The following is a 22,440-nucleotide window of genomic DNA, read 5'->3' as shown; positions in this document are numbered from 1 at the left end:
TATTGGGCTTAGCAAGGAGCTACTCTGCAATTGAGTCAAGCTGCTTAGGGACGTGCACTAAATAACTTGTTAGCTTTTTGTTCCAAGGCGCCCGTTTGGCAAGGCGCAAAAAAGAAGGCATAGTGGGCCTATGTCAAGTTTTTGCAACACAACCAAGCGGGATGGATTGGAGCCAAAACTGTAAGTTATTTCGTGCGCGTTCCTTAATAGCAAGGATGCACCAGGAGAATAACAATAGTGCCGTGAGGCACCACTAGTAATGGGGCATATTTTAATGACAACAGAAAACCTTACGATTTTAGCAACTTTTATAGTGTATCTAGCGGGGATGCTCTGGATAGGCTACTGGGCCTATCAGCGCACATCGAGTTCAACTGACTACTTTCTGGGAGGACGCTCACTGGGGCCTTGGCCTGCTGCACTGAGTGCAGGTGCCTCGGATATGAGTGGCTGGTTGCTGCTGGGTATGCCTGGTTTTGCCTTGGGTTCAGGTTTAGAGTCAATCTGGTTGGCAGGGGGCTTATTACTCGGTACTTGGCTTAACTGGTTAATTGTTTCCAGACGCCTAAGAACTTATAGCATTGTGGCCAATAACTCACTGACCTTACCAGAATTCTTCGCTAACCGTTTTCAGGATAAAACCAAGCTGACTCAAACAGTCTCGGCGTTTTTTATTTTGTTATTTTTCTTGTTTTACACCAGCTCTGGTTTAGTCGCTGGCGGTAAATTGTTTGAAGAAGTCTTTGGCTTAAATTACCAAGTTGCAGTGGTGATTGGCACCGTTTGTATTATTTCTTATACCTTATTTGGTGGGTTCTTGGCGGTATCTTGGACCGACTTAGTACAAGGCTTGCTAATGGCAGCTGCTTTAATTGTTGTGCCATTAGTTGTTATGCAAGATGCTGGTGGTTTTGAGGCTTCAATTGAAGCTATTAGAGAGAAAAACCCTGAGTTATTAACCTTATTGAATAACAATAAAGGGGAAGCACTGAGCTTATTGGCTATTGTTAACCTGGCTGCGTGGGGCTTAGGTTATTTTGGTCAGCCTCATATTCTGGCCCGGTTTAAGGCTGTTCGTTCTAACCAAGACTTGCCAACTGCTCGTCGGATCGCGGTAAGCTGGACTTTCCTTTCTCTGGTAGGAGCAACCTTAGTTGGTCTAGCAGGCATTAACTACTTGGATGCTAGCGGCGCACAATTAGCTGATAGTGAGAAAATCTTCATGCACTTGGTGGGTGCTGTATTTCACCCTGTGGTTGCAGGCATTCTATTAGCGGCTATTCTTGCTGCCATCATGAGTACAGCAGACTCACAGCTGTTAGTTTCCTCTTCTGCACTGGCAGAAGACTTCTATAAAGCGTTATTTAATAAAGAAGCAACGCAGAAGCAAGTGGTTGCTGTTGGGCGTATAGCCGTTATTGTAATTGCCATTATTGCCCTGACTTTAGCTATGGATAAAAACAACAGCGTACTTGATCTGGTTTCCTACGCTTGGGCAGGCTTTGGAGCGGCATTTGGACCAACCTTAATACTGGCTCTGTTTTGGAAGCGAATGAACTGGCAAGGGGCTTTAGCTGGTATCGTTGTTGGTGGTGTGACTGTTGTAGTCTGGAAGCAGCTAAGTGGTGATGTGTTTGAGTTGTTTGGCTTATATGAGATCGTTCCGGGCTTCATTCTAGCAACAATAGCGATTGTGGTAACTTCGTTGGCAACAAAAGAGCCTGAAGAGGAAGTAACCAAACAGTTCAATGCAATGGAAAACCAGTTGTATGTTAGTGGAAAAGGGAATGTAAAAAGCAGTTTGGCAGTTGACTAAAAATCGATCTTAACTGAATTTTTCAATTGCTAAATAATCATCAGCCCTTGCCGAGACAAGGGCTGAAGTCTACTACATTAGTAGCAGAATAAGGGACAAACCAATTGCCCCAAAAGTAACCACCCATAGAGCAATATCACCTATCTGATGCTCAATTCTATCTAGTTGTTGATAACGACTTTTTAACACTGCTCTATTCAACTTAATGCTTCTATTTATTAGCCTAGAACAGCCTCTAGCGCAGTCAAGCTAATCAGGATGAAGACTCTGTTAATCTCTCTGTTGATACTGGCAGACTGACCTAGCTAAGCTTTACCATCATCCCATGTAAAAACGTTTCAGTTGCTGCCTCAATGTATGAGCCAAGCTCTTCCTGTGAAAGGTTAATGGCCTTGCCTGGAGAGTTAGTTAGTAGCCCATCAATGAGTAATGATGCTAAACCATGCACCATAGACCAAGCTGCAACAGCATGCATTTTGGCGGGCTTAGCTGTAAATTGCTTGGCTGCAATCCCTTGCTCAATAATGCTGACAAGTACTTGATAAGCCTGGTTGGCTGCAGTATCTAATGCTTCGGGTGGGTCAGTATTCTCTCCGCAAAAATAGCGGCCAAACATCAGTCGGTACTGCTGGGGGTGGGTTAAAGCAAATTCAACATAGGCCTGTCCAGCAGCTAAAAGTGATTCTGCGGGGCCATCTGCCTGCTGTTGAGCCGCGATAACTGCCTTGGTTAAGCAGTCAAAGCCTTCTTTAGCCAGGGTAACCAACAAGGTGTCTTTGTCACTGAAGTGGCGGTAGAGGGCTGTCGCTGATACCCCAACATCTCGGGCAAGTCCACGTAAACTCAGTTTTTCTGGGCCTTCAGAGATAAGACGGGTTAGTGCAGCAGCTAATACTGCTGATCGTAAATTACCGTGATGGTAAGTGTTTTTTTCCATCAAAAGATCAAGTTGCTTGTCGTTGCGATACAGATGGTGTTATTGATGAAGCACCACATTGTGGAGATGATCAACTATTGTGAAATAAAGGTATTGAAAAATAAAGCGCTTATAAAATATCTAGGCTTAGCTGGTAGCCCTGCCGGTTAAATCAAGCAGGGCTCTATTTATATACTGTTAGTTTATATGGTGTTAGTTAGAGGCTTTTGCTGTTATCCGGTTGACGAAAGGATTGGAGAAAGGTGAGTCAGCTGCTAGTAACGTTGCTTCAGGGTGATAGCGTTTCATTGCAACGCGAACCTTTTCTTCTTCAGCTTTTTTCACATCTACCATCACTAAATACTTGCCTTTCGCCAGTTCTGGTTTAAAGCGTTCAATTTTGTAATTATCGTGTGCTAGCCCAACCAGACCTCCAACCCAGGCGCCAAACATAGCAAATACAGTGGTTAACAGGAGCATGGTAAAAAGCCCCAAGCTATCAACCATGCCAGTTAATAACAGCACTAAATTAGCAATCAGCCCTGCTGTAATACCAAGCAGGGCTCCTTGCTCACCGCGGTGAATAATATCATAGCGATGGAAAGGCGTCGCACCATGCAAGTGGTGATGGTATAAGCCTGCTTCGTCCTTTGTCATGATGTGAAAGCGCCAGTCACTGACCCCTTCTTTATGTAAGTCAGCCGATATTAGGTCAGCGCTATCAATATTGCTGGTAAGGTAATAGAGACGTTTCATAAGTCCTTCCTTCTTTTGTGCCAGTCAGTCCGTTGAATTCACGAAAAGCCTAATAGTAAGTATAAACACCTATGAGGAAGTTGATGAACATTATGAATGACAAGAACTTGTTAACAAAGAACCGCTATATTGCAAACTGACCTAGCAGACTTATTCTGACCCTCCTATGTTTAACTTTATATACCCTCCGTGAGTGATTTTTAGGGTTAGTTATGATTACTAATGTATTAACAATTTCACTTTCAGACTCGGTGGGCTGGTTTGGCATTCAGGCGGATGTAAAAACGTTCACGGCACTGGGAGCGTATAGTACCTCTGTAGTCACTGCAATTACCGCTCATGAAACTGATCTATATACAGCGCTTAGTAACGATATTGTCATTAGCCAGTTAGAAGCGGTATTGGCAACAACTCCCATCAAATATTGCAAGGTAGGCTGGTTAGGAAATGAAATCCTGGCGCAGCAAGTTGGTGAATTGTTATCCGAACAGCACCAGTTGAAATGGGTTTTTGCTCCAGGGTTTGGGCTATTGAATAACAAGCATGGGTTAGCGGCTGAGAAAGTAAGAAGTAATGTATTTAACCTAATGAAAAAAGCAGACATTACTTGTTTGAATTGTGAGGAAGCTATTTGGCTGGCTGAATACCAGTATCCGAGTAATTTCCATGAGATGAAACAATTGGCTTGGCAGCTAATGAAGAATGGTAATGGACAATTGCTGATTACTGGCGGCAACTGGTCAGATGAGTTTGTTATTGATTGCTATGCCACTAGAGATAGCTGCGTAGAACTAGCAGCTAAGCGAGATGATACACCCGTCGTTGGTGCTGGTTGTAGCCTGGCAGCAGCACTCGTTGTTTACTTAAGCAAGGCATCAAGCCCGCTGGAAGCAATTCGCTCTGCAAAGTCGTGGGTGACAAGAGCTATTCATCACAGTAATGAGTTGAAATTTGATACGTCAAAAGGCTCAATTAATCACCTTTTTGGGATTCCTGCATAGTCAATGTAAAGGAGACCAAGGTAGTATAGGTGAGCTGGTATAGAATAAAGCAGGGTGATTAATGATATCCAAAACGCGTAGTATATTTCGTGGCATTACTGTTACGGTCTGTATTTTATTATTATTGATATGTCTTATTATTCCTTGGGCCTTGAATATATGGCTGCTTCCTTCTGTTGGTGAGCAATTAGGGGTTAAGTATTCTGCCAATAATATTTGGCTAAACCCAATCACAGGGACTGTTACTATAGAAAAAGGTGTTATTAAGCAGCAACAGTCTCCTTTCCTAAAATGGCATGAATTACACGCTGACCTGGACATGTTGCAGCTTTTCAAGGGGCGTATTGTTATAGAACAGGTCGCTTTGCAGGAGCCAGAGGTATGGCTACAACAAGATAATCAGAAGAAGTGGAATTTTGAATCCATAAGGCTGCCTGAAAATAAAACACCAGAAACCACAGAGCAAAAACCAGTAGAGTTTGCTGTTCAAGAAGCGGTTATAAAAATGGGAACTATTCACTATAGAGCCTATAAAAATAGTAACCCTATTCAATATCAGTTGAAAGATATTAACTTTTTAGTGGAAGATTTGACCAGTGATTCTTTAGCACCATTTAAAACCAAGCTGGATTTCGTAACAGCAAATAAAGGCTTATTTGCCTGGCAAGGTGAAACTGTTTTAGCGCCTTTATCTGTGAAAGGAAAAGCACAAATACAACACATTAATATTCCAACCATAGTAGAGCTACTTCCACAACCACTACCCATTAAGCTAAAACAAGGGGAGCTGAGTAAGTTTGAAACTGCCATTCATGTGCAAAAGTTGCAACAAAAATTAGCTATCACCCTGGAAAAAATAGGCGTTGAACTAAGTCAACTGGATTTGAAGCTTGCTAAAAAAGGCCAAGGTTCATTGACATTTGACCGTTTCACCCTTAATGATGGCCATTTAAAATGGCCTGATAATCAATTGCATTTGGGTGACTGGCAATTGGAAAAGCTAACCTGGCAAGGAAAGCTTAATCAACAACGGCAATTGAGCTGGGTAACTGCTTTTCAAACCAAAAATCAAGAAAAAAATCCAAGTAAAAATAAAAAACCTAAAGCTGATGACAGTAATAGTAAGCAAACAGTGACTAAACCTTGGCAAATTGGTTGGCAACAAGGGACCGTTAAATCCAGTCAACTTACTTTAAAAGACTTAAGTATACAGCCAGAAGCTGTGCACCAGTTAGAGCTCGCTAAATTGTCACTAAAACCATGGCATAACAACCAAAAACAACCCTTGCAAGTAGCGGCAAATGGTCAACTAGCAGCAGGTGGAAAGTTTAAGCTAAAAAGTAAAGTTGGCTTAACTCCTTTGCAGGTAGAAGGCTCAGTTGAGCTTGAACAGTTTACAGTGGGGCATTACCAGCAGTATTGGCAGCCTTTTATTGCTGCAGAACTAAAAGGAACGATTACGACAAAAATAAAAGCTGAATGGCAACCTAACAATCAAGCAGAGCCCTATCAGATTGCTGGAGATTTCCAGTGGGATAACTGGTTATTAAAGCAAACCAATACCAGTAAAGTTATAGGGCAAGGTAAGCAATTACGTTTCACAGGAATATCTTTACTGCCAAATAAATTTAATGTTTCTGCGGTGATACTGGATACCCCTGATCTGTTCCTGCAACGAGAACCAGAACAGCGCTGGAACTTTAGTTCTTTATTCCCTGCGCAGCCAAAAACTACGCAGACTGTTGACAAACAACCGACTGCTAAACCATGGGAATGGTTTATTGGTTTGCTAGAGATTAAGTCAGGAGAGCTAGATTTTCGTGATGCTACCGTATCGCCTATTGCAGAATTTAACTTGAACCAGATTTCTGGAAATATAAAGCAGTTATCCAGTGAAGAGAAAAAATCTAATTTGCAATTAAGTGCGTTAATAGCTGATTCGGACTTAACAATAGAAGGTGAATTAATACCATTAAACCCTAGAAAACTCGCTTCGGTAAAATTTGCTGTCAATAATATGTCTTTACCTATGTTTAGTAGCTATGCTTTGAAATACTTAGGTTATCCAGTAAAGCGAGGCAAGTTAGGGGCAACACTTTATTATAATGTTAAAGACTTCAACTTGCAGTCAGATAATAAAGTGACTTTAAATAAACTTAAATTAGGTAAGAAAACAGCAAGTAAGGACGCTGTAGATGCTCCAGTTAAATTAGCCTTAGCATTGCTAGAAGATGGTAAAGGAAACATAGCATTAGATGTACCTGTTAAAGGAGATTTTAGTAAACCAGATGTTAAATATGGGAAGCTGGTGAGAGAAGCTGTTTTTAAACTGTTTAAAAGTATTGCTGCTTCACCATTTAATTTGCTGGGAGGTATAGTCAATTTTTCTGGAGAAGATGTCAATTTAATTAAGTTTCAGCCAGGTAAGCTAGACTTACCTAAAACAGAGCAAGAAAAACTTGTGGCCATCACTAAACTATTAGAAAAGCGACCTAATTTAATTTTGGAAGTTGAAGGGCAGTTTGATATAGAGCAGGATAAACCAGCCTTAGTACAGAGTATTATGTTGAATAAGCTTGAAAAAAGTCTAGGTAAAATTGAAAGCGTATCAGCTAAGCAAAAGAAACAGTGGTTACGTGCACAATTAGATCAAGCAGGCATTATTACAAATGACTCTATGAGTATTGATTTCTTAACACGTTTATATGCTGGGACAATTCAAGTTGTTGATAGAGACTTAACTAATCTAGCTAAACAACGAGCTAAAGCGATTAGTGAATATATAATACGGCAGGGGAGCATTAAAAAAGATAGAATTTACCGGCTTGAAGTTAAAGAAGTTAAAGAAAAAGTCAAAGGCGATATTTCTTCTATTCTAACAATTAATGCCCCTTAACACTTTAGTAATAGCCAGTTTTTCTGGCTTTTACGTTGTTAGTCTTACTGAGACTTATCTAGGTGTTTTCTAACTCTTTCTCGCCACTTTTCTAGTCTAGTGGTCCATGTACAAAATAAGGTAACAGCTTCTTCTCCATTTACCCTCTGGCTGCGTAACTTTTTCTTGACGTAGGCCCTCTATGCCTGCAAAAAAGAGCCTTGCCAGAAAATAAATGGTTTTGAAAACTGTTACCTTATTTTGCACATGAACCACTAGCATCTGCATGATACGATAAGCTGACAATCTAGCTCACATATAGATGTAAAAAAATAGTAAAGATATTTATCATGAAGTGTATAAGCCGGACCTGCTGTTCTTGAAGTGTCGTACAAAAAACGACCTGCTGTGCTATAAAGAAGTATAATATACCCAATGCGAAGGGTTTTTAGGTGATGCCATCAAGTGACGAAGCCCCATGAGCCTATATTAATAGGTGGCTGGGGTGAGGAGCGACGATAACAAAGCCTAAAAATAATTCGCGACGGGTATACATACTATGTAATGTGTTGTCTCATTTTATTGAAAACAGAGGTTTGCATGGAGGCAAAAAGCGGTACTATTACACTGGGTGAGTCTGTTGATATAAGGCAGATAGAACAACTTCATAACGAGTTAAATGAAGATATAGAACAAAATGATTCATTAATAGTTGATTGTAGTCAAGTTCAATCGATAGACACCGCTGGTTTGCAATTAATTATTGCCTGTCAACAGAAGTATGTTAAGCAAAACAAAACCTTCCAAATTATTAATGCCACTCCAGTAGTTATTTGTACGCTTGAGTTATTAGGAATTAGTTTAAGCTCAAAAAAGGGATATATAGCATCTAAAAAAGCTAGTTGATGTTAAGTAGGTGATATAGCTTAATTGAGGGCAATTAGCCTTAAGCTACAAAGGTATTATTATGGTGAAAATATTAACCGCAGATGACTCAGTGTCTATGCGACAAATGGTCACACTTACTTTAAAAGAAGCTGGTTATGATGTGAAATCATGTTGTGATGGGCAGGAAGCTTTAATTGCAGCAAAGCAAAAAGCTTATGATGTTGTTCTATCAGATATTAATATGCCTGAAATGAATGGTATACAACTAGTGAAAGAGTTGCGTAAGTTACCTAGTTATAAGTTTACCCCTATTTTAATGTTAACGACTGAATCGGGGGGAGCTAAGAAGAATGAAGGTAAACAGGCCGGTGCTACTGGATGGATAGTAAAACCTTTTGAGCCTACAACACTAATAAAAATCATCAAAAGAGTATTAAACTAACTATATAAAAAGTAAAAGTTAGATTGTCAATAAGCATAATATAAATTAAACACAGTGTGAGTGGTTCATGACAATCAATGTTGAACAATTTCATCAGATTTTTTTTGAAGAATGTATTGAGAACTTGAATATTATCGAGCAAGGCTTGTTGTCATTTGGTAATGCCTCGATAGATGAAGAAATTGTAAATCATGTTTTTAGAGCTTCTCATTCGATAAAAGGTAGTGCTGCAACGTTTAACTTTATTGATATTGCAGAAATAACCCATGAGCTGGAGTTTACTCTTGATTTGGTCAGGGAAGGTAAAAGGGAACTTTTACAACAAGATGTTGCTCATATGTTAACGGCAGTTGATGCTGTGTATAAAATAGTTGAAATGAGAAAAGAGGGAAATAAAAGTCCCTTAGCAGATCAACAGATTGTTATTACACTATTGAGAAATATTGTTAACAGTCAATCCCATAGTTTTATTGATAAACAAACCGATATCCAGACAATAAATACTCAGAGTGAACTACTTGACCTCGCTATTCACCATAGTGACGATGGGGTAAAGCAAACGCTTCAAACCGAGCATAATAGCGAAGAGCAGCAAATGGTTAATGAGTGGGAAATTATTTTTATTCCCTGTCGACATATATTTTTAACAGGTAATGACCCCATTCGTTTTATTAGAGAACTGGCTGAACTGGCTGAACTAACAGTAGAAACTAACATTAAACAGTTGCCTGACTGGGAGTTTATTGAGCCAGAGGACTGTTTTTTGTCATGGTATATTAAGCTAAAGGGAGCAATAACAAAGTCAACTATTCTTGAAGTCTTTGAGTGGATAGCTGATGAATGTCAATTAACCATTGCCCCTTTGCAAAAAGAAGAAGTCATTAAGCAAGAGGTTAAGCAAACAGAACCAGATACATCTTCCTGGTCTTTTGTAGGGATAAATCCGGAAAAGGTCAATAAAAAAAATAGTCAAGCCCAACAATTAGCAACGGTTAAGCAAGAACAGCCTTCTGCGATTAACACAAGCAACCCGTCGATTAGAGTGAATGTAGAGAAAATCGATCATTTATTTAACTTGGTGGGAGAGCTGGTTATTACTCAGTCAATGTTATCTGAGCTGGGTAGTAAGCTTTCTGTAGATGCTCTTGGTAGTATCGAGCGACTACAATCAGGGCTTGCCCAGCTATTACAGAATACGAAAGAGCTGCAAGAGAGTGTAATGCAGATAAGAATGGTACCCATTAGTTTTATTTTCAATCGTTTTCCTCGAATTGTACATGACTTGTCAAACCAGTTGGGTAAAAAAGTTGACTTAAAAATTGAAGGGGAAGGAACTGAGCTTGATAAAAATGTTATGGAACAGCTGGTAGATCCATTAGTTCACTTGGTTCGAAACGCCTTAGACCATGGTATTGAAACCACAGAAAACCGATTACAAGCTAATAAACCGGCAACTGGTATCATTCAGTTGTCTGCCTATCACCGTGGTGGGAATATTGTCATTGACATTTTTGATGATGGGGCAGGCTTAAACCGGCAAGCTATTCTTAATAAAGCACAAACAAAAGGGATAATTAAGTCATCTGAACATTTATCTGTAGCTCAGATATTTGAATTAATTTTCGAACCAGGCTTTTCTACAGTAAAAACTGTTACAGATGTTTCTGGCCGAGGTGTTGGTATGGATGTAGTGAGAAAAAATATCTATAGCCTAGGAGGGAATATAACCGTAGAGTCGGAACAGGGTGGTTTTAGTCGATTTCAAATCTCTCTACCATTGACTTTAGCTATTTTAGATGGGCAGTTAGTGAAAGTGGGCAGTGAAACTTATGTAATTCCTTTAAATACAATTGTTGAGTCACTGCAAATGATACCTGATGCTCTTCAACAAGTATCTGGTGCGCTTGAGGTATATCGGCTACGTCAAGAAAATATTCCTATTATTCGTCTATATGAATTATTAAATATAACGCCTGTTAAGGCTGATTTAACAAGTGCTTTATTGGTTGTGGTTGAAGCAGAAGGGAATAAATTTGGTTTGCTTGTAGATGATCTTTTAGCCCAGCAACAAGTTGTCATTAAAAACCTTGAAGCTAACTATGACAAAGTACCAGGTATTTCTGGTGCTACAATCTTAGGTGATGGCACGGTAGCTTTAATTTTAGATATTTCTGGCTTGATCAGATTAATCACTGATGAACTATTTGTTAAGCCATGCGCAGCTTAAAACTGAATATTAACTTCAGGTGTTATTCATGAGTGAACTGAAAAGGGAATATGATGAGTCATTAACAGCAGATAACAACATACAATATCTAACCTTTACCTTAGCTGATGAACTTTATGCAGTTGATATATTACGAGTGAAAGAAATTAGGGGCTGGGAACAGCCAACGTTAATACCAAATGCACCTGATTATATTAAAGGGCTAATCAATATAAGAGGAATGATTATTCCTGTGATGGATCTTCGCTTACACTTTAGTATAGGGAGTAAAGAGTGTACCTCTACTACAGTTGTTATTGTGCTAAGTATTAAACAGGGAGCAATTAGTCGTACTATGGGGATTGTGGTTGATACGGTTGCTGATGTTGTGAAGGTGGCTGAGAGTGCTTTAACCAGTGCTTTGCCGGTTAAAGGGGAAGTTTCAGCAGATATAATCAGCGGGATGATTAATATTAAAAAGAAAACTGCAACTGTACTGGCAACTGAGAAGTTATTTGAATTGAAAAAATTTACAATCGGAAACTAAAGAGAAATGAGTTATTCAACTCAATATAATGTATCGGAAAATACTCAGAGATTATCAGGTTCAAATGATTTGTATAATGAGCCGTTAGATTGGGAGTTCTTATCTTTTATTCTTGATGGAAACGAGTTTGGTATTGATATTCTAAAAGTACAGGAGATTAGAGGCTGGTCACCATTACGAGAGCTCCCCAACTTACCAGCTTTTGTTCAGGGGGTTATCGATTTAAGAGGGAAAGTAATCCCGGTGGTTGATATGAGGACTAGAATGGGGCTAAAAAAAGCTGACTATAGTAATACAACGGTTGTTATTATTATTCAACAACAGATGGCAGGTTTTACCAATAGTATTTACAGTGGTTTAATTGTTGATGCAGTAGCAGATGTCTATCGTGTGACAAAAGATAACTATCGCTCTATAGACAATCTTACTTGTTATCAGCAAAACGACTTTATTTCAGGAATGGTGTCGGTTGACAAGAATATAATAGTGCTAATAGATTTTGCAAAAATTTTATCCAACTAGGTGTAATACTATGGTAGTTGAACGGTCAACACCAAACTCGTTAAAGAAAATGGACTGTCAGGAGGCCGCTGAAGTTAAAGTTGTTAAATTATTACCAGGTGAAGTATATAGTAGTAGTGAGCATGAAGACATTGTAACAATACTTGGCTCATGTGTTGCGACTTGTTTATGGGACCCGATTGCTAAGGTGGGAGGCATGAACCATTTCATGCTACCAGAAGCAAAAAAACAAATAAAATTGTCATCGATTAGTGTTAATCAATCCTCTGTGCGTATGCTAATGGGGCGGTATGGCAATTTTGCTATGTTTTATCTGATTGAATCACTACTGAAAAAGGGAGCACATTTACATAATCTGCAAGCTAAGCTATTTGGTGGTGCAAAAATGATAAAGCATATGTCTGATATTGGTAAAATCAACGCTGAGTTTGCGATCAGTTATTTGAAAGAAGCGGAAATTCCTATAATTGCCTCTCATTTGTTTGGAAATAATGCACGAAAAATTGTTTTTGAGTCAAGAACGGGAGTAGTGAAAATCAGAGAGTTGTCCTCCGTATATCAAGTGTAGGGCTTTTGTGCTTTTTACAAATAGCTCTTATGCTTTGTAACTATGATGCTTTATTTTTTTGATTAATGTGCATAAACAAGCCTTCAACTTAAGTATATGTCGTTTTTTTTACACTTGTAAATGTTTCAGAAAGATATATAAGGGTTGTTTAGAGAAAAAATAAAATTATTTTGGAAGCATTATGAAACCTATAAAGGTAATTTGTGTGGATGACTCAGTATCCATGCGTAACTTCTTAAAGGTCGCGTTGGAGCTAGATAAGAGAATCCAGGTAGTAGATCTTGCTGCAGACCCTTATGAGGCAAGAGAGAAAATAAGACGCCATAACCCCGATGTGATTACATTGGATGTAAAGATGCCAAAAATGGATGGCCTTACATTTTTAGAAAAATTAATGCAATTGCGACCAATGCCTGTTGTTATGGTTTCATCTCAAACAGTGAAAGGGGCTGACGATACGTTTAAAGCATTAGAAAAAGGTGCTTGTGACTATTTAGCAAAACCTTTTGATCCACAAGTATTTGATGAATTTACAGAGCAGCTCATTTATAAAGTTAAAGCGGCATCTTTAGTTAATTTAAGTGCTCTCAATAAGAAGCAGGATAATAAGGGTGTTATTCAAAAAAGGCATACAGTTGGTCATTTATCTAAGTTGAGGTTGCAAAAGCAAATAAAACTAATAGCCATTGGTGCCTCAACAGGAGGAACTGAAGCAACGAAAGAGATTGTGATGTCTTCATCCTTGCATGGTCCACCTATTGTTGTTACGCAGCACATGCCACCAGTTTTCAGTAGCTCTTATGCAAAACGTTTAGACAGGTTGTTACCAGTACCGGTCCAAGAAGTGACAGGTATGACTAAACTGGAGCCAGGTCATATTTATATTGCTCCTGGTGACAAGCATTTACTTGTCAAAAGAAGTCGTTTGTCTCTTCAGGCGGTGCTGGATGACTCCTTGCCAGTTAATCGACATAAGCCTTCTGTTGATAGCTTATTTTATTCTGTTGCTGAGAATATTGGTGCAAATGCTTTAGGTATTTTATTGACAGGTATGGGAGAGGATGGAGCAAAAGGGTTGCTGGCAATCAGGCAGAAGGGTGGAATGACAATTGTGCAAGATAAGGCTACCAGTGTTGTATGGGGAATGCCTGGGGCTGCTGTGAGCATGGATGCCGCCATTATGACATTGGGGCTTGATGATATTGCCAAAGAAGTGGCTTCACTATATCAGCCATCACTGGTTATCAACCTGTAACTCTCTGTAATAACTAGACTGGCTAGTAATAAGCAACGTGTGTTGCTTATTTCATGGAGGTCGATATTGTCAATAAGGGTATTTGATCAATTACTTTTGTTGTTTCAGCAGTTGTTTAAACTGTTGCTGTTTTTCTGCCTGCGTTAGCTGTGGAATAGTATCAGCAGGTGGGTCACCTAAAGGATCGGTATCCCAACTGACATTTGGCTGAGGTGTAACGGGTAAGCTTGCAAGGTAGTCTTCTACAACCGCTAACGCTTCTATTAAACCTTGTTGCTGTGGGTCTTCATCATCCATTTTAGCGAGTTTGTTAAGCATGCTCTGAGCTATTTGCTCAATACGTTCGCGAGGCTCGTTGATTCCTTGGGTTTCAAGCCAATGTTTGGCCGATGCTGCGCTGGTTGTCATAGGCTAATAGTATGCTCTTCGTTACTTTTGTGATATGCCCTTCACTATATGTATATTCTGTAATAAAGGGTACTCTACTGGATGAGGGCATATGAAAACTGCTAACCAGCCGAAGCTTACCACAGGTAAGCTTGGCACACAGCCTCTGCGAGCTTTTATTGGTATTCCTATTGAACTTAGTTTAGCGGAAGCCATTTACCACTATTATCAAGCTGCATTGCCTACAATATTTTGCCCCAAAAATTTTCGTTGGACGAAGCTGGATAATTTTCATATTACATTAAAATTTATTGCAGCGTTGGATTCGGCCTTGGTTGAAACACTGGCTGGTCAGTTAGGTGAGTTAGTCGCTGAACAAGCCTGCTTTAATTGTCAGTTAAAAGAGCCTCAGTGGTTTCCCAATAAACACAAAGCACGCCTGTTGGTTTTATCAGTTAGTTCTGGAGGAATATTGCCAGCGTTGGCATTAAGAATTGATCAGCTATGTCAACAGTGGCAAATACCAAAAGAAACTAAACCCTTTCGTCCTCATTTAACCTTAGCTCGATTAAAACAGCCAATTCATGGGGATCAATCATTACCTGCTACTTTCATTCAGGCGTTTGATGTTAATGACATAAAGCTTTATCAAAGCACCATGGATAAAGAAGGCTCTCATTATAAAGCGCTAGCGACCTTTCCATTATCACAAGGTTAGTATGCTACGGCACCAGCGGTGTATTCATCCTCCAAGTCTACGCGATAGCGAACCTGGTAATGCTCAAACTCGGGGATTAATTCGTCATAAGAGTATTTTACGTATTTAGCAATTAGGATGGCTCGGTAGATCATTGCCAGCTGGTCATCTGATAACTGAGCAGCTTGTTGGGTATTGTAAATACAACTTTCAATCAGCTGGTGACGCCATTGAGCGGGGTTATCTTCAGTGGCAAGAATGTGATCAACTAAGGTATAAACAAGTTTAATATGGTTGGTTTTGCTGTCGGCAAATAGTGACTTCATAATACTCAGCCTTTCCATAGTACAGGGCTTACCTGTATTGGTTATACTTTAAGCATAATGTGAGTCTCACTATCTTGCCACAGCTAGCTAACTGAACGATGAAAGGTAGAGGCTATACCTTAAATTGTTTCATCAGGTCTTCCAGCTCAGAGGTTAGGCTGAACATGGCTTCACAAGCCTGTGTAGAGTCTTGAGCCATTTTTGTTGTATCTTCAGCCACATGATTGATAGCGACGACATTGCGATTAATTTCTTCTGAAACGGCGCTTTGTTCTTCAGCTGCACTGGCGATCTGTTCATTCATTTTGGTCAGGGTTTCAATCGATTCTGCGATAGATTCTAGTGACCTATTGGCTTCACAAGCTAACTTAACCGTTTCTTTGGCCTGATTGCAGCCTTGGCTCATGGCGTTGACAGAATCATGAGAGCCAGTCTGTAAGCGCTCAATCATAGAGTGGATCTCTTCCGTAGATTGCTGAGTGCGGTTGGCAAGGTTACGTACTTCATCAGCCACTACGGCAAACCCTCGACCTTGCTCACCGGCTCTGGCAGCTTCAATCGCAGCGTTAAGTGCTAACAGGTTGGTTTGTTCAGCAATACCTCTAATGACATCAAGCACGCTGCCAATTGCATCGCTTTCTTGTTCAAGTTTAACAATGACCGATGTGGATTCTTCAATTTCCTGAGCCAGTTGATTGATGCTGGTTTGGGTTTTATGAATCAGGCTAGTGCCTTCCTCTGTTTCATGCTCCACATCAGTAGTGGCTTTAGCTGCCTGGTTGGCATTTTGGGCTACATCTTGAATGGTGGCTGACATTTGGTTGATTGCAGTCGCTATCTGGTTGATATCCCCTTGTTGGAGGTTTACTCCAGTACAGGTGTTTTTAGCAATATCTAGCACGGTCTGGCAACTGGAAGCTAGTTTTACTACGGTTTTGGATACTTGTTGAACTAGCTCATGGATACGACTGATAAACAAATTAAACTGCTGTGATACAGCTGATAGTTCGTCCTGACCTTGTTCTGGCATGCGTTTGGTTAAGTCGCCTTCACCGCTGGCAAGATCTTCCATGATGTCTTTTAGATGGGTGATTCGTCCATTAATGGCTACATAAATAAATGCCAGTGCAGTCATACAAAGTAACAGAGCACAAATAGCGCTGATCACCATTACTAGGGTGGCTTTATTTAAATGATCGTCAAGCTGCTGACTGGTTGCTCCAGAATAGCGGCTGATGGTCTGGCTTAACTGGGATATGGCCGATAACGCTGGTTGGTCGTTAATTTTTACAGTTTTATCCAGTTCACTAATGGAGTAGTTATTAAGAATGAAATCTTTAATTTTTTTAGCATTGTTAAAATACTGCTCAGCTGTGTCAGCAATGGTTCGTAATGCAGTTTGTTCAGTTGGGCTGAGATTGGGGAGCTGTTGATATTGCCGTACTGTATTGGAAATATTCTGGTAGTTTTGATCAATTCTTTCATAATATTTCTCTGTTTTACGTAAAACATAATTTTTAAAATTATGGATGAGACCACCATAGCCCAGATTTTCCTGGATGGTTTCTAGTAGTTCACTTCTTGCTGCTGCCTCATGTTGATATTTTGTCCAACTTAGTTTAATCGGAGTGAGTGCCTGATGAGAAAAAAAGGATGAGCCAATAAATATGATAGAAAGGACAATAAGTAAACAGGTAAACTTTTGTCGAACAGACAAATGCGATAATAAGCTCATAGCTTCATCCTTGAAGATACTGTGTTGAGGAAGTCCAGCTTCAATGAAAACCATTATTATTATAGCTGGCAGAGTAGCAACTTACATTTGACTTATTTATGGTTGATCATAACGATTAGAAATTAAGCTAGGCGGTTATTTGTTCATGATCATATGACTCTGTCATAGGCTTTAACCAAAAGAAAAGGCTTTCTTGTCCTTACGGATTCTACGCATTGCTATTGAAGTCCAACTTGGTTAGCATCCGACGGCTACTCTGTTGATAGTGGCTTATTGATTTTTCATACGTTTGAAAAACGTAACACGAATGCATTGTACATGGTTGGATTGAAATTGGTTGGGTTAAAATAAAGTGACCAGAGTTATCATCAAAAGCTGCCAACTACAATTCTTCTGTTCTCCAGAGAATACCGATCTCTATGGGTTTTCTTCCTTTCGTTAAGACTTAGCGTTTTTTTCTGGTCAATCTCTGCTGCGTATAGCTCAGTTCTTTACCGCTGTTCTATCAAACACTTGTATCGTTTTGTTATGAGTGCTTGTTAGCCCATTTAGGGCTTAAAGGAACAGTGTTAGTGATTTGCCTATGTCTAGCAACGGGATTGTATTTTTTTCAGTGAACCTCATTGGTTAATAAATAGTTGTTAGAGGTTAGGATGCGTTATTTGCTTTCTAAGCGTTCTTTGGCAGATACTTTTGCTTTCATTTCTTTTGCATTTGTTACAGGGCTATTTTTTGAAATTGTAGTAACAGGGCTTTCTGTTGAGCAGTCGCTTCAGTCTCGGTTGGTGAATATTCCTGTTAATCTACTTATTGCAACACCTTATGGATTGTTTCGTGATTGGATATTTAAGCTATTTAATGCAGTAGATGCCTCTCAAATAAAGCGCTCAGTGGTGGACACGTTAGCCTTTATTTTATTTCACCCTACTGTTTATGGGTTTACTCTGGTATTGATTGGTGCAAATCCTGAGCAAATTGTTACTGCCTGTAGTGTATTAATTGTTGCCTCCGTTTTTATGGCAAGACCTTATGGTATTTACTTACAATTTTGTCGAGGATTGTTCAAAATCGAAGCAGTACCAAGTGGTGCATCCTGAAATAAGGGTGTACTACACTTTTACCATCGCTTACCACCGTGGCAGTTTGCCTTTTTACTCGCCCCTTCCTGTTAGTGGCACCAGAGGTGTTGCTATGTCTGTATTCTAATCAATCTGTCACTCATTTCAACGCGGTCTATTCCTCCTTCTCAAGTTGGGCTCTATTGGTCAACCTTTACAGGCTGTGACTATTTAGTCTAGTTTTGTGCACCTTTGCTCAGATGTTTGATTTAAGTTGACTATAAGATACCATTGGAAACAAAATGATAATATATGTAACTGAAAGTAAGTTATTGTTATTATCTATATTTCTAATGATTATAATAGGTGTTATTTTAAGGGTTGATTATTTTAAAAAGTTATAAATAATAGAAAGCTGTTGGTTATTTGATCAGGGCTGCTTCATTAACAGCTTGCTAATTAAGTTGGATGCTTGCAAATGATTGAATAGTAAAGCAAGGCAAATAAGGTAAGCGTAGTTGGTTGAACGGCTGGAAAAGTCAGCTAGAAATAGCGGACTAAAAATGAGTTGAACAGTTAGGCGTCAGTGAGCTTTTGAAAACAAAAAACAGACAAAAGCTAAAAATTAGCAGGTTCTTAGCACGTCAAGAGCCTTAAAAATAGCATACTAACAATAAAAAATGGTTATCTTATTATCGTTTCTTAAAACACTTTATAACGTTTAAATATTAAACATTAATGAATAGCAGGTGATGATTTTGTGAATAACATTATCGCTATGCTTCGTTGCTTTGCCAATTGTGTAGGGGATATAAATGGCATTACTAGAAGTAAAAAACCTAAAAATAGAGTTTCCTTCTCGCTTTGGTATTGCTACCGCAGTTCATGATGCCAGCTTTTTAGTAGAGCCTGGCGAAATTGTTGGTTTAGTAGGAGAAAGTGGTGCAGGTAAATCAACAATTGGTAATGCCATTATTGACTTACTGAGCCCGCCGGGTCGAGTAGCTGGAGGAGAAGTATTTTTACAGGGAAAGAAAATATCACAACTGCCAGCAGATAAAATTCGAGAAATTCGTGGTCAAAAAATAGGCTTTATTTTTCAAGACCCAATGACATCCCTTAACCCACTGTTGACGATTGAGCAGCAGCTGGTTGAGACTATTTTAGCAAATAGTACAGTATCCACTCAGCAAGCACGGCAAAAAGCTTTAGACATGCTACAGCAGGTGGGTATACCGGAGCCTGAAGTTCGAATTAAACAGTATCCTCACCAATTTTCTGGTGGGATGCGTCAGCGCGTTGTTATTGCCATTGCTTTATCTTCAGAACCTAAGTTAATTATTGCTGATGAACCCACTACAGCCTTAGATGTATCAATTCAGGACCAAATTCTGGAATTAATCAAAGGACTTTGTAAAGAGCGACAGGTAGGGTGTATTTTAGTTACCCATGATATGGGAGTGATAGCGAATGTCACTGATCGTGTTGCGGTGATGTACCGAGGAAAAATTGTTGAGATGGGAACTACCGAACAAATTTTGAGTAGCCCTGAACACCCCTATACAAAGAGCTTAATCAGTGCTGTCCCTCGTTCAGATGTAAAATTAGCACGATTTCCACTGGTTGATTATATCGAAACAGCAGAAGTTGCGTTTGAAAAAATAGATATCAGTAACCATTGGCTTGGCCAAGGTAATCATTTTGCTGCAACAGAAGAAGACTACTTGTTAAAAGTAGACAAAGTTTGTTTAAAGTTTAAAACGCAGTCTGCGCTGTTGAAGAAAAACTGTAAGTATGTGCAAGCAGTTGATAATGTTTCTTTTACGGTAAAAGCGGGTGAAACCTTTGGGTTGGTTGGGGAGAGTGGTAGTGGAAAATCAACCATTGCACGGGTTATTGCTGGGCTTTATGCCCCTGATTCTGGTGTAATTCAGTTTGCTGGAAAAGAGTTGACTGGACTAACAGAAGCTCAGCGCAGACCATTTCGTCGCGAGTTACAAATGGTTTTCCAAAACCCCTATTCTTCAATGAATCCAAGGATGTGTATAGCAGATATTATTGCTGAACCGATTCGGTTTCATAAGTTAGCTTCTTCTAATCAAGAAATACAACAGATTGTGGGTGATTTATTGGAGCATGTAGGCTTAGGGCGTAAAGCAGGTGTTAAATATCCTCATGAGTTTTCAGGCGGGCAACGCCAGCGTATTTCCATCGCAAGAGCACTTGCTACAAGGCCTCGGTTTTTAATTTGTGACGAGCCTACTTCCGCGTTAGATGTATCTGTACAGGCTCAAATTCTAAATTTATTAAAGGATTTACAAGACGAATTGTCACTTACTATGCTGTTTATTAGCCATGATTTACCTGTTATACGTCAGGTGTGTGACCGTATTGGAGTAATGCGCTATGGTAAATTGATTGAAGTGGCAGAGACAGAGCAGCTATTTACTAGCCCGCAGCATGAATATACACAACAACTGCTAGATTTAATGCCAAAGCTAACCCAGTTGTCCCGAGAAGGTTTGGAGATTGTGGAATAATAAGCTTAATGGTAAAAGTGGTTGGAGTGGTAATTGAATTACCACGTTACCCTACAAAAGTTTTCAAAACGAGCTTTTAATAAAGGGTAAAATTCGATCATTTTGCTGTTAATCAAAGCGTAATGAATAACTTGTTGTTTGTTACTCTTTAAATGCCTGAAGTGGCGAAAGCCGGGCTTGAGGGCAGCAATAATAATCAAATAGGAGATATTAGGGGTAAAATATGAAACGTGGAGTAACCTTAATGGCGAGTGTTGCCCTAGCTGCAACGATGAGCTTTGGTGCAGTCGCCAAAACACTTAAAATGGCCTATGACGCAGACCCTGTCTCGCTTGACCCTCATGAGCAGCTTTCAGGTGGTACACTTCAATTGTCGCATATGGTGTTTGATCCACTGGTTCGCTGGGATAGGAACTTAAAAGTTGAAGGGCGTCTGGCTGAACGTTGGGAGCGGATAGACGATAAAACAGTTCGTTTTTTTCTACATAAAGGGGTTAAATTTCATTCAGGAAATGAACTAACAGCACTGGATGTTAAGTGGACATTTAACCGCTTAAGAACCAGCCCAGATTTTAAAGCTATCTTTGCGCCTTTTGATGCGGTAAAAGTGGTTGATAAATATACCATTGACTTGGTGACAGCAGAGCCTTATCCATTGACACTCAATGCTGCCACTTACATTTTTCCAATGGATAGTAAGTTTTATACCGGCTTCGATAATAATAACAAATCCAAAGATGCTCTGGTAAAGCATGGTAGTTCTTATGCTTCCACTCATGCATCCGGTACCGGTGCATTCATGGTCACTAAACGTGAGCAAGGGGTTAGGGTTGATTTCAAACGCTTTGATCAATACTGGGATAAAAAATCACCTGGCAATGTTAAAGAGATTGTATTAAACCCGATTAAAGAAGCACCAACACGAGTTGCTGCGCTTTTGTCTGGGGACGTCGATTTTATTGCGCCAGTACCTCCAACAGATTTAGATCGGATCAAGAAAGACCCTAAAGTTGATTTGGTTACTATCTCAGGTACTCGCATCATCACTTTTCAATTAAATCAGCAACGAGTAGAAGCGTTTAAAAATCCGAAAGTACGTCAAGCCATTGTTTATGCCATTAATAACGAAGGCATTGCGAAGAAAATTATGAGAGGATTTGCTACCCCTGCTGCTCAACAAAGCCCAAAAGGCTATTCAGGGTTTAACCCGAATCTCAAACCTCGCTATGACTTAAATAAAGCTAAGCAATTAATGAAGGAAGCGGGTTATGAAAAGGGTTTTAGTGTGACCATGATGGCACCTAATAATCGCTATGTGAATGACGCGAAAATCGCTCAAGCTGCTGCCAGTATGTTGGCCAAAATCAATATTAAAGTTGATTTAAAAACCATGCCAAAAGCGCAATATTGGGCAGAGTTTGATAAACGTGCGGCGGATATCATGATGATTGGGTGGCATTCTGATACAGAGGACTCGGCTAACTTTACTGAATTCTTATTAATGTGCCCAGATAAAGAAACCGGGTTTGGTCAGTATAATAGTGGTAACTATTGCAACCCTGAAGTTGATAAATTAGTTATTCAAAGTGGTAAGGAAACTGATGCTGCTAAGCGGGCTGCGATGCTGCAAAAAGTAGAACAAATGCTTTATGATGATGCTGCATTTGTTCCTTTGCATTGGCAGGATTTAGCTTGGGCAGCTAAGAAAAATGTTAAAATTGACCCAATTGTAAATGTTATGAATTTCCCTTATTTGGGTGATCTGGTCATTGAATAATGGTGTCTCTCTAGTGCTGTTTCCTTAACGGGAAGCAGTACTCACTAGTAGCGTCCTGCTATGAAGGAAGGTTGACGTAGAAGTCATGAGTTGTGTTTTTGCGGCAGCCTTCCTGGCTACTGCACGTA

The 22,440-nt window shown here is 39.6% G+C and carries 19 protein-coding genes; 14 read left to right on the top strand and 5 right to left on the bottom strand.

Features of this window, described 5'->3' with window-relative positions:
- Window positions 1–274: 274 nt before the first annotated feature.
- Window positions 275–1,816: a sodium/proline symporter PutP gene (gene putP / locus OQE68_RS03520; RefSeq protein WP_180568025.1), complete on the top strand. Its 1,542-nt coding sequence runs from the start codon at window positions 275–277 to the stop codon at window positions 1,814–1,816.
- A 301-nt stretch (window positions 1,817–2,117) separates the two neighbouring features.
- On the opposite strand, the gene OQE68_RS03515 is transcribed toward putP, so the two are convergent.
- Both OQE68_RS03515 and OQE68_RS03510 read right to left on the bottom strand, forming a co-directional pair.
- Entirely contained in the window at window positions 2,118–2,753 is a 636-nt protein-coding gene (locus OQE68_RS03515; RefSeq protein WP_180568024.1) for a TetR/AcrR family transcriptional regulator, read from the bottom strand.
- Window positions 2,754–2,945: 192 nt separating this feature from the next.
- Window positions 2,946–3,488 carry a hypothetical protein gene (locus OQE68_RS03510; protein ID WP_180568023.1) on the bottom strand — a complete coding sequence of 181 codons (543 nt, stop codon included), beginning with the start codon at window positions 3,486–3,488 and terminating at the stop codon, window positions 2,946–2,948.
- 212 nt (window positions 3,489–3,700) lie between these two features.
- On the opposite strand from OQE68_RS03510, the gene thiD reads away from it, so the two are divergent.
- From thiD to OQE68_RS03465, 9 genes are all read left to right on the top strand, one after another.
- Entirely contained in the window at window positions 3,701–4,489 is a 789-nt protein-coding gene (gene thiD / locus OQE68_RS03505; protein ID WP_180568022.1) for a bifunctional hydroxymethylpyrimidine kinase/phosphomethylpyrimidine kinase, read from the top strand.
- 61 nt (window positions 4,490–4,550) lie between these two features.
- Window positions 4,551–7,385, top strand: a complete 2,835-nt coding sequence (locus OQE68_RS03500) for a DUF748 domain-containing protein (protein ID WP_180568021.1) — start codon at window positions 4,551–4,553, stop codon at window positions 7,383–7,385.
- Window positions 7,386–7,964: 579 nt separating this feature from the next.
- Window positions 7,965–8,270, top strand: coding sequence for an STAS domain-containing protein (locus OQE68_RS03495; protein ID WP_180568020.1), 306 nt, complete (start codon window positions 7,965–7,967; stop codon window positions 8,268–8,270).
- A 61-nt stretch (window positions 8,271–8,331) separates the two neighbouring features.
- The gene (locus OQE68_RS03490; protein ID WP_180568019.1) at window positions 8,332–8,694 is read left to right on the top strand and encodes a response regulator; all 363 of its coding nucleotides are present in this window, start codon (window positions 8,332–8,334) and stop codon (window positions 8,692–8,694) included.
- 67 nt (window positions 8,695–8,761) lie between these two features.
- On the top strand, window positions 8,762–10,921 hold the full coding sequence (locus OQE68_RS03485) for a chemotaxis protein CheA (protein WP_180568018.1): 2,160 nt from the start codon (window positions 8,762–8,764) through the stop codon (window positions 10,919–10,921).
- A 28-nt stretch (window positions 10,922–10,949) separates the two neighbouring features.
- Window positions 10,950–11,447, top strand: a complete 498-nt coding sequence (locus tag OQE68_RS03480; RefSeq protein WP_180568017.1) for a chemotaxis protein CheW — start codon at window positions 10,950–10,952, stop codon at window positions 11,445–11,447.
- A gap of 6 nt (window positions 11,448–11,453) precedes the next feature.
- Window positions 11,454–11,969 (top strand): chemotaxis protein CheW, encoded by a 516-nt coding sequence (locus OQE68_RS03475; RefSeq protein ID WP_180568016.1) that lies wholly within the window; start codon window positions 11,454–11,456, stop codon window positions 11,967–11,969.
- Between the two features lie 10 nt (window positions 11,970–11,979).
- Entirely contained in the window at window positions 11,980–12,537 is a 558-nt protein-coding gene (locus OQE68_RS03470; protein ID WP_180568015.1) for a chemotaxis protein CheD, read from the top strand.
- Window positions 12,538–12,718: 181 nt separating this feature from the next.
- Window positions 12,719–13,792: a protein-glutamate methylesterase/protein-glutamine glutaminase gene (locus OQE68_RS03465; RefSeq protein WP_180568014.1), complete on the top strand. Its 1,074-nt coding sequence runs from the start codon at window positions 12,719–12,721 to the stop codon at window positions 13,790–13,792.
- A 90-nt stretch (window positions 13,793–13,882) separates the two neighbouring features.
- Here OQE68_RS03465 and OQE68_RS03460 read toward each other — a convergent pair whose 3' ends face one another.
- Window positions 13,883–14,200 (bottom strand): hypothetical protein, encoded by a 318-nt coding sequence (locus tag OQE68_RS03460; RefSeq protein ID WP_180568013.1) that lies wholly within the window; start codon window positions 14,198–14,200, stop codon window positions 13,883–13,885.
- A gap of 91 nt (window positions 14,201–14,291) precedes the next feature.
- Between OQE68_RS03460 and thpR the strand changes: the two genes are divergently transcribed.
- Window positions 14,292–14,897 carry an RNA 2',3'-cyclic phosphodiesterase gene (gene thpR, locus OQE68_RS03455; RefSeq protein ID WP_180568012.1) on the top strand — a complete coding sequence of 202 codons (606 nt, stop codon included), beginning with the start codon at window positions 14,292–14,294 and terminating at the stop codon, window positions 14,895–14,897.
- On the opposite strand, the gene OQE68_RS03450 is transcribed toward thpR, so the two are convergent.
- A complete protein-coding gene (locus OQE68_RS03450; RefSeq protein WP_180568011.1) occupies window positions 14,894–15,202 on the bottom strand; it encodes a hypothetical protein in 309 nt (102 codons plus the stop codon). The genes thpR and OQE68_RS03450 overlap by 4 nt on opposite strands.
- A gap of 112 nt (window positions 15,203–15,314) precedes the next feature.
- The gene (locus OQE68_RS03445) at window positions 15,315–16,937 is read right to left on the bottom strand and encodes a methyl-accepting chemotaxis protein (RefSeq protein ID WP_180568010.1); all 1,623 of its coding nucleotides are present in this window, start codon (window positions 16,935–16,937) and stop codon (window positions 15,315–15,317) included.
- Window positions 16,938–17,590: 653 nt separating this feature from the next.
- Between OQE68_RS03445 and alaE the strand changes: the two genes are divergently transcribed.
- The 3 genes from alaE to OQE68_RS03430 all read left to right on the top strand — a co-directional run bounded on the left by alaE (window position 17,591) and on the right by OQE68_RS03430 (window position 22,312).
- Window positions 17,591–18,034 carry an L-alanine exporter AlaE gene (alaE, locus tag OQE68_RS03440; RefSeq protein ID WP_180568009.1) on the top strand — a complete coding sequence of 148 codons (444 nt, stop codon included), beginning with the start codon at window positions 17,591–17,593 and terminating at the stop codon, window positions 18,032–18,034.
- A gap of 776 nt (window positions 18,035–18,810) precedes the next feature.
- Window positions 18,811–20,535 carry an ABC transporter ATP-binding protein gene (locus tag OQE68_RS03435; protein WP_180568008.1) on the top strand — a complete coding sequence of 575 codons (1,725 nt, stop codon included), beginning with the start codon at window positions 18,811–18,813 and terminating at the stop codon, window positions 20,533–20,535.
- 223 nt (window positions 20,536–20,758) lie between these two features.
- Entirely contained in the window at window positions 20,759–22,312 is a 1,554-nt protein-coding gene (locus tag OQE68_RS03430; RefSeq protein ID WP_180568007.1) for an ABC transporter substrate-binding protein, read from the top strand.
- The last annotated feature ends 128 nt before the right edge of the window (window positions 22,313–22,440 follow it).

Source organism: Spartinivicinus marinus, assembly GCF_026309355.1.
Classification (GTDB): domain Bacteria; phylum Pseudomonadota; class Gammaproteobacteria; order Pseudomonadales; family Zooshikellaceae; genus Spartinivicinus; species Spartinivicinus marinus.
Note: the sequence above shows the minus strand (reverse complement) of the source record. Positions and strands in the feature narration are given on the sequence as shown.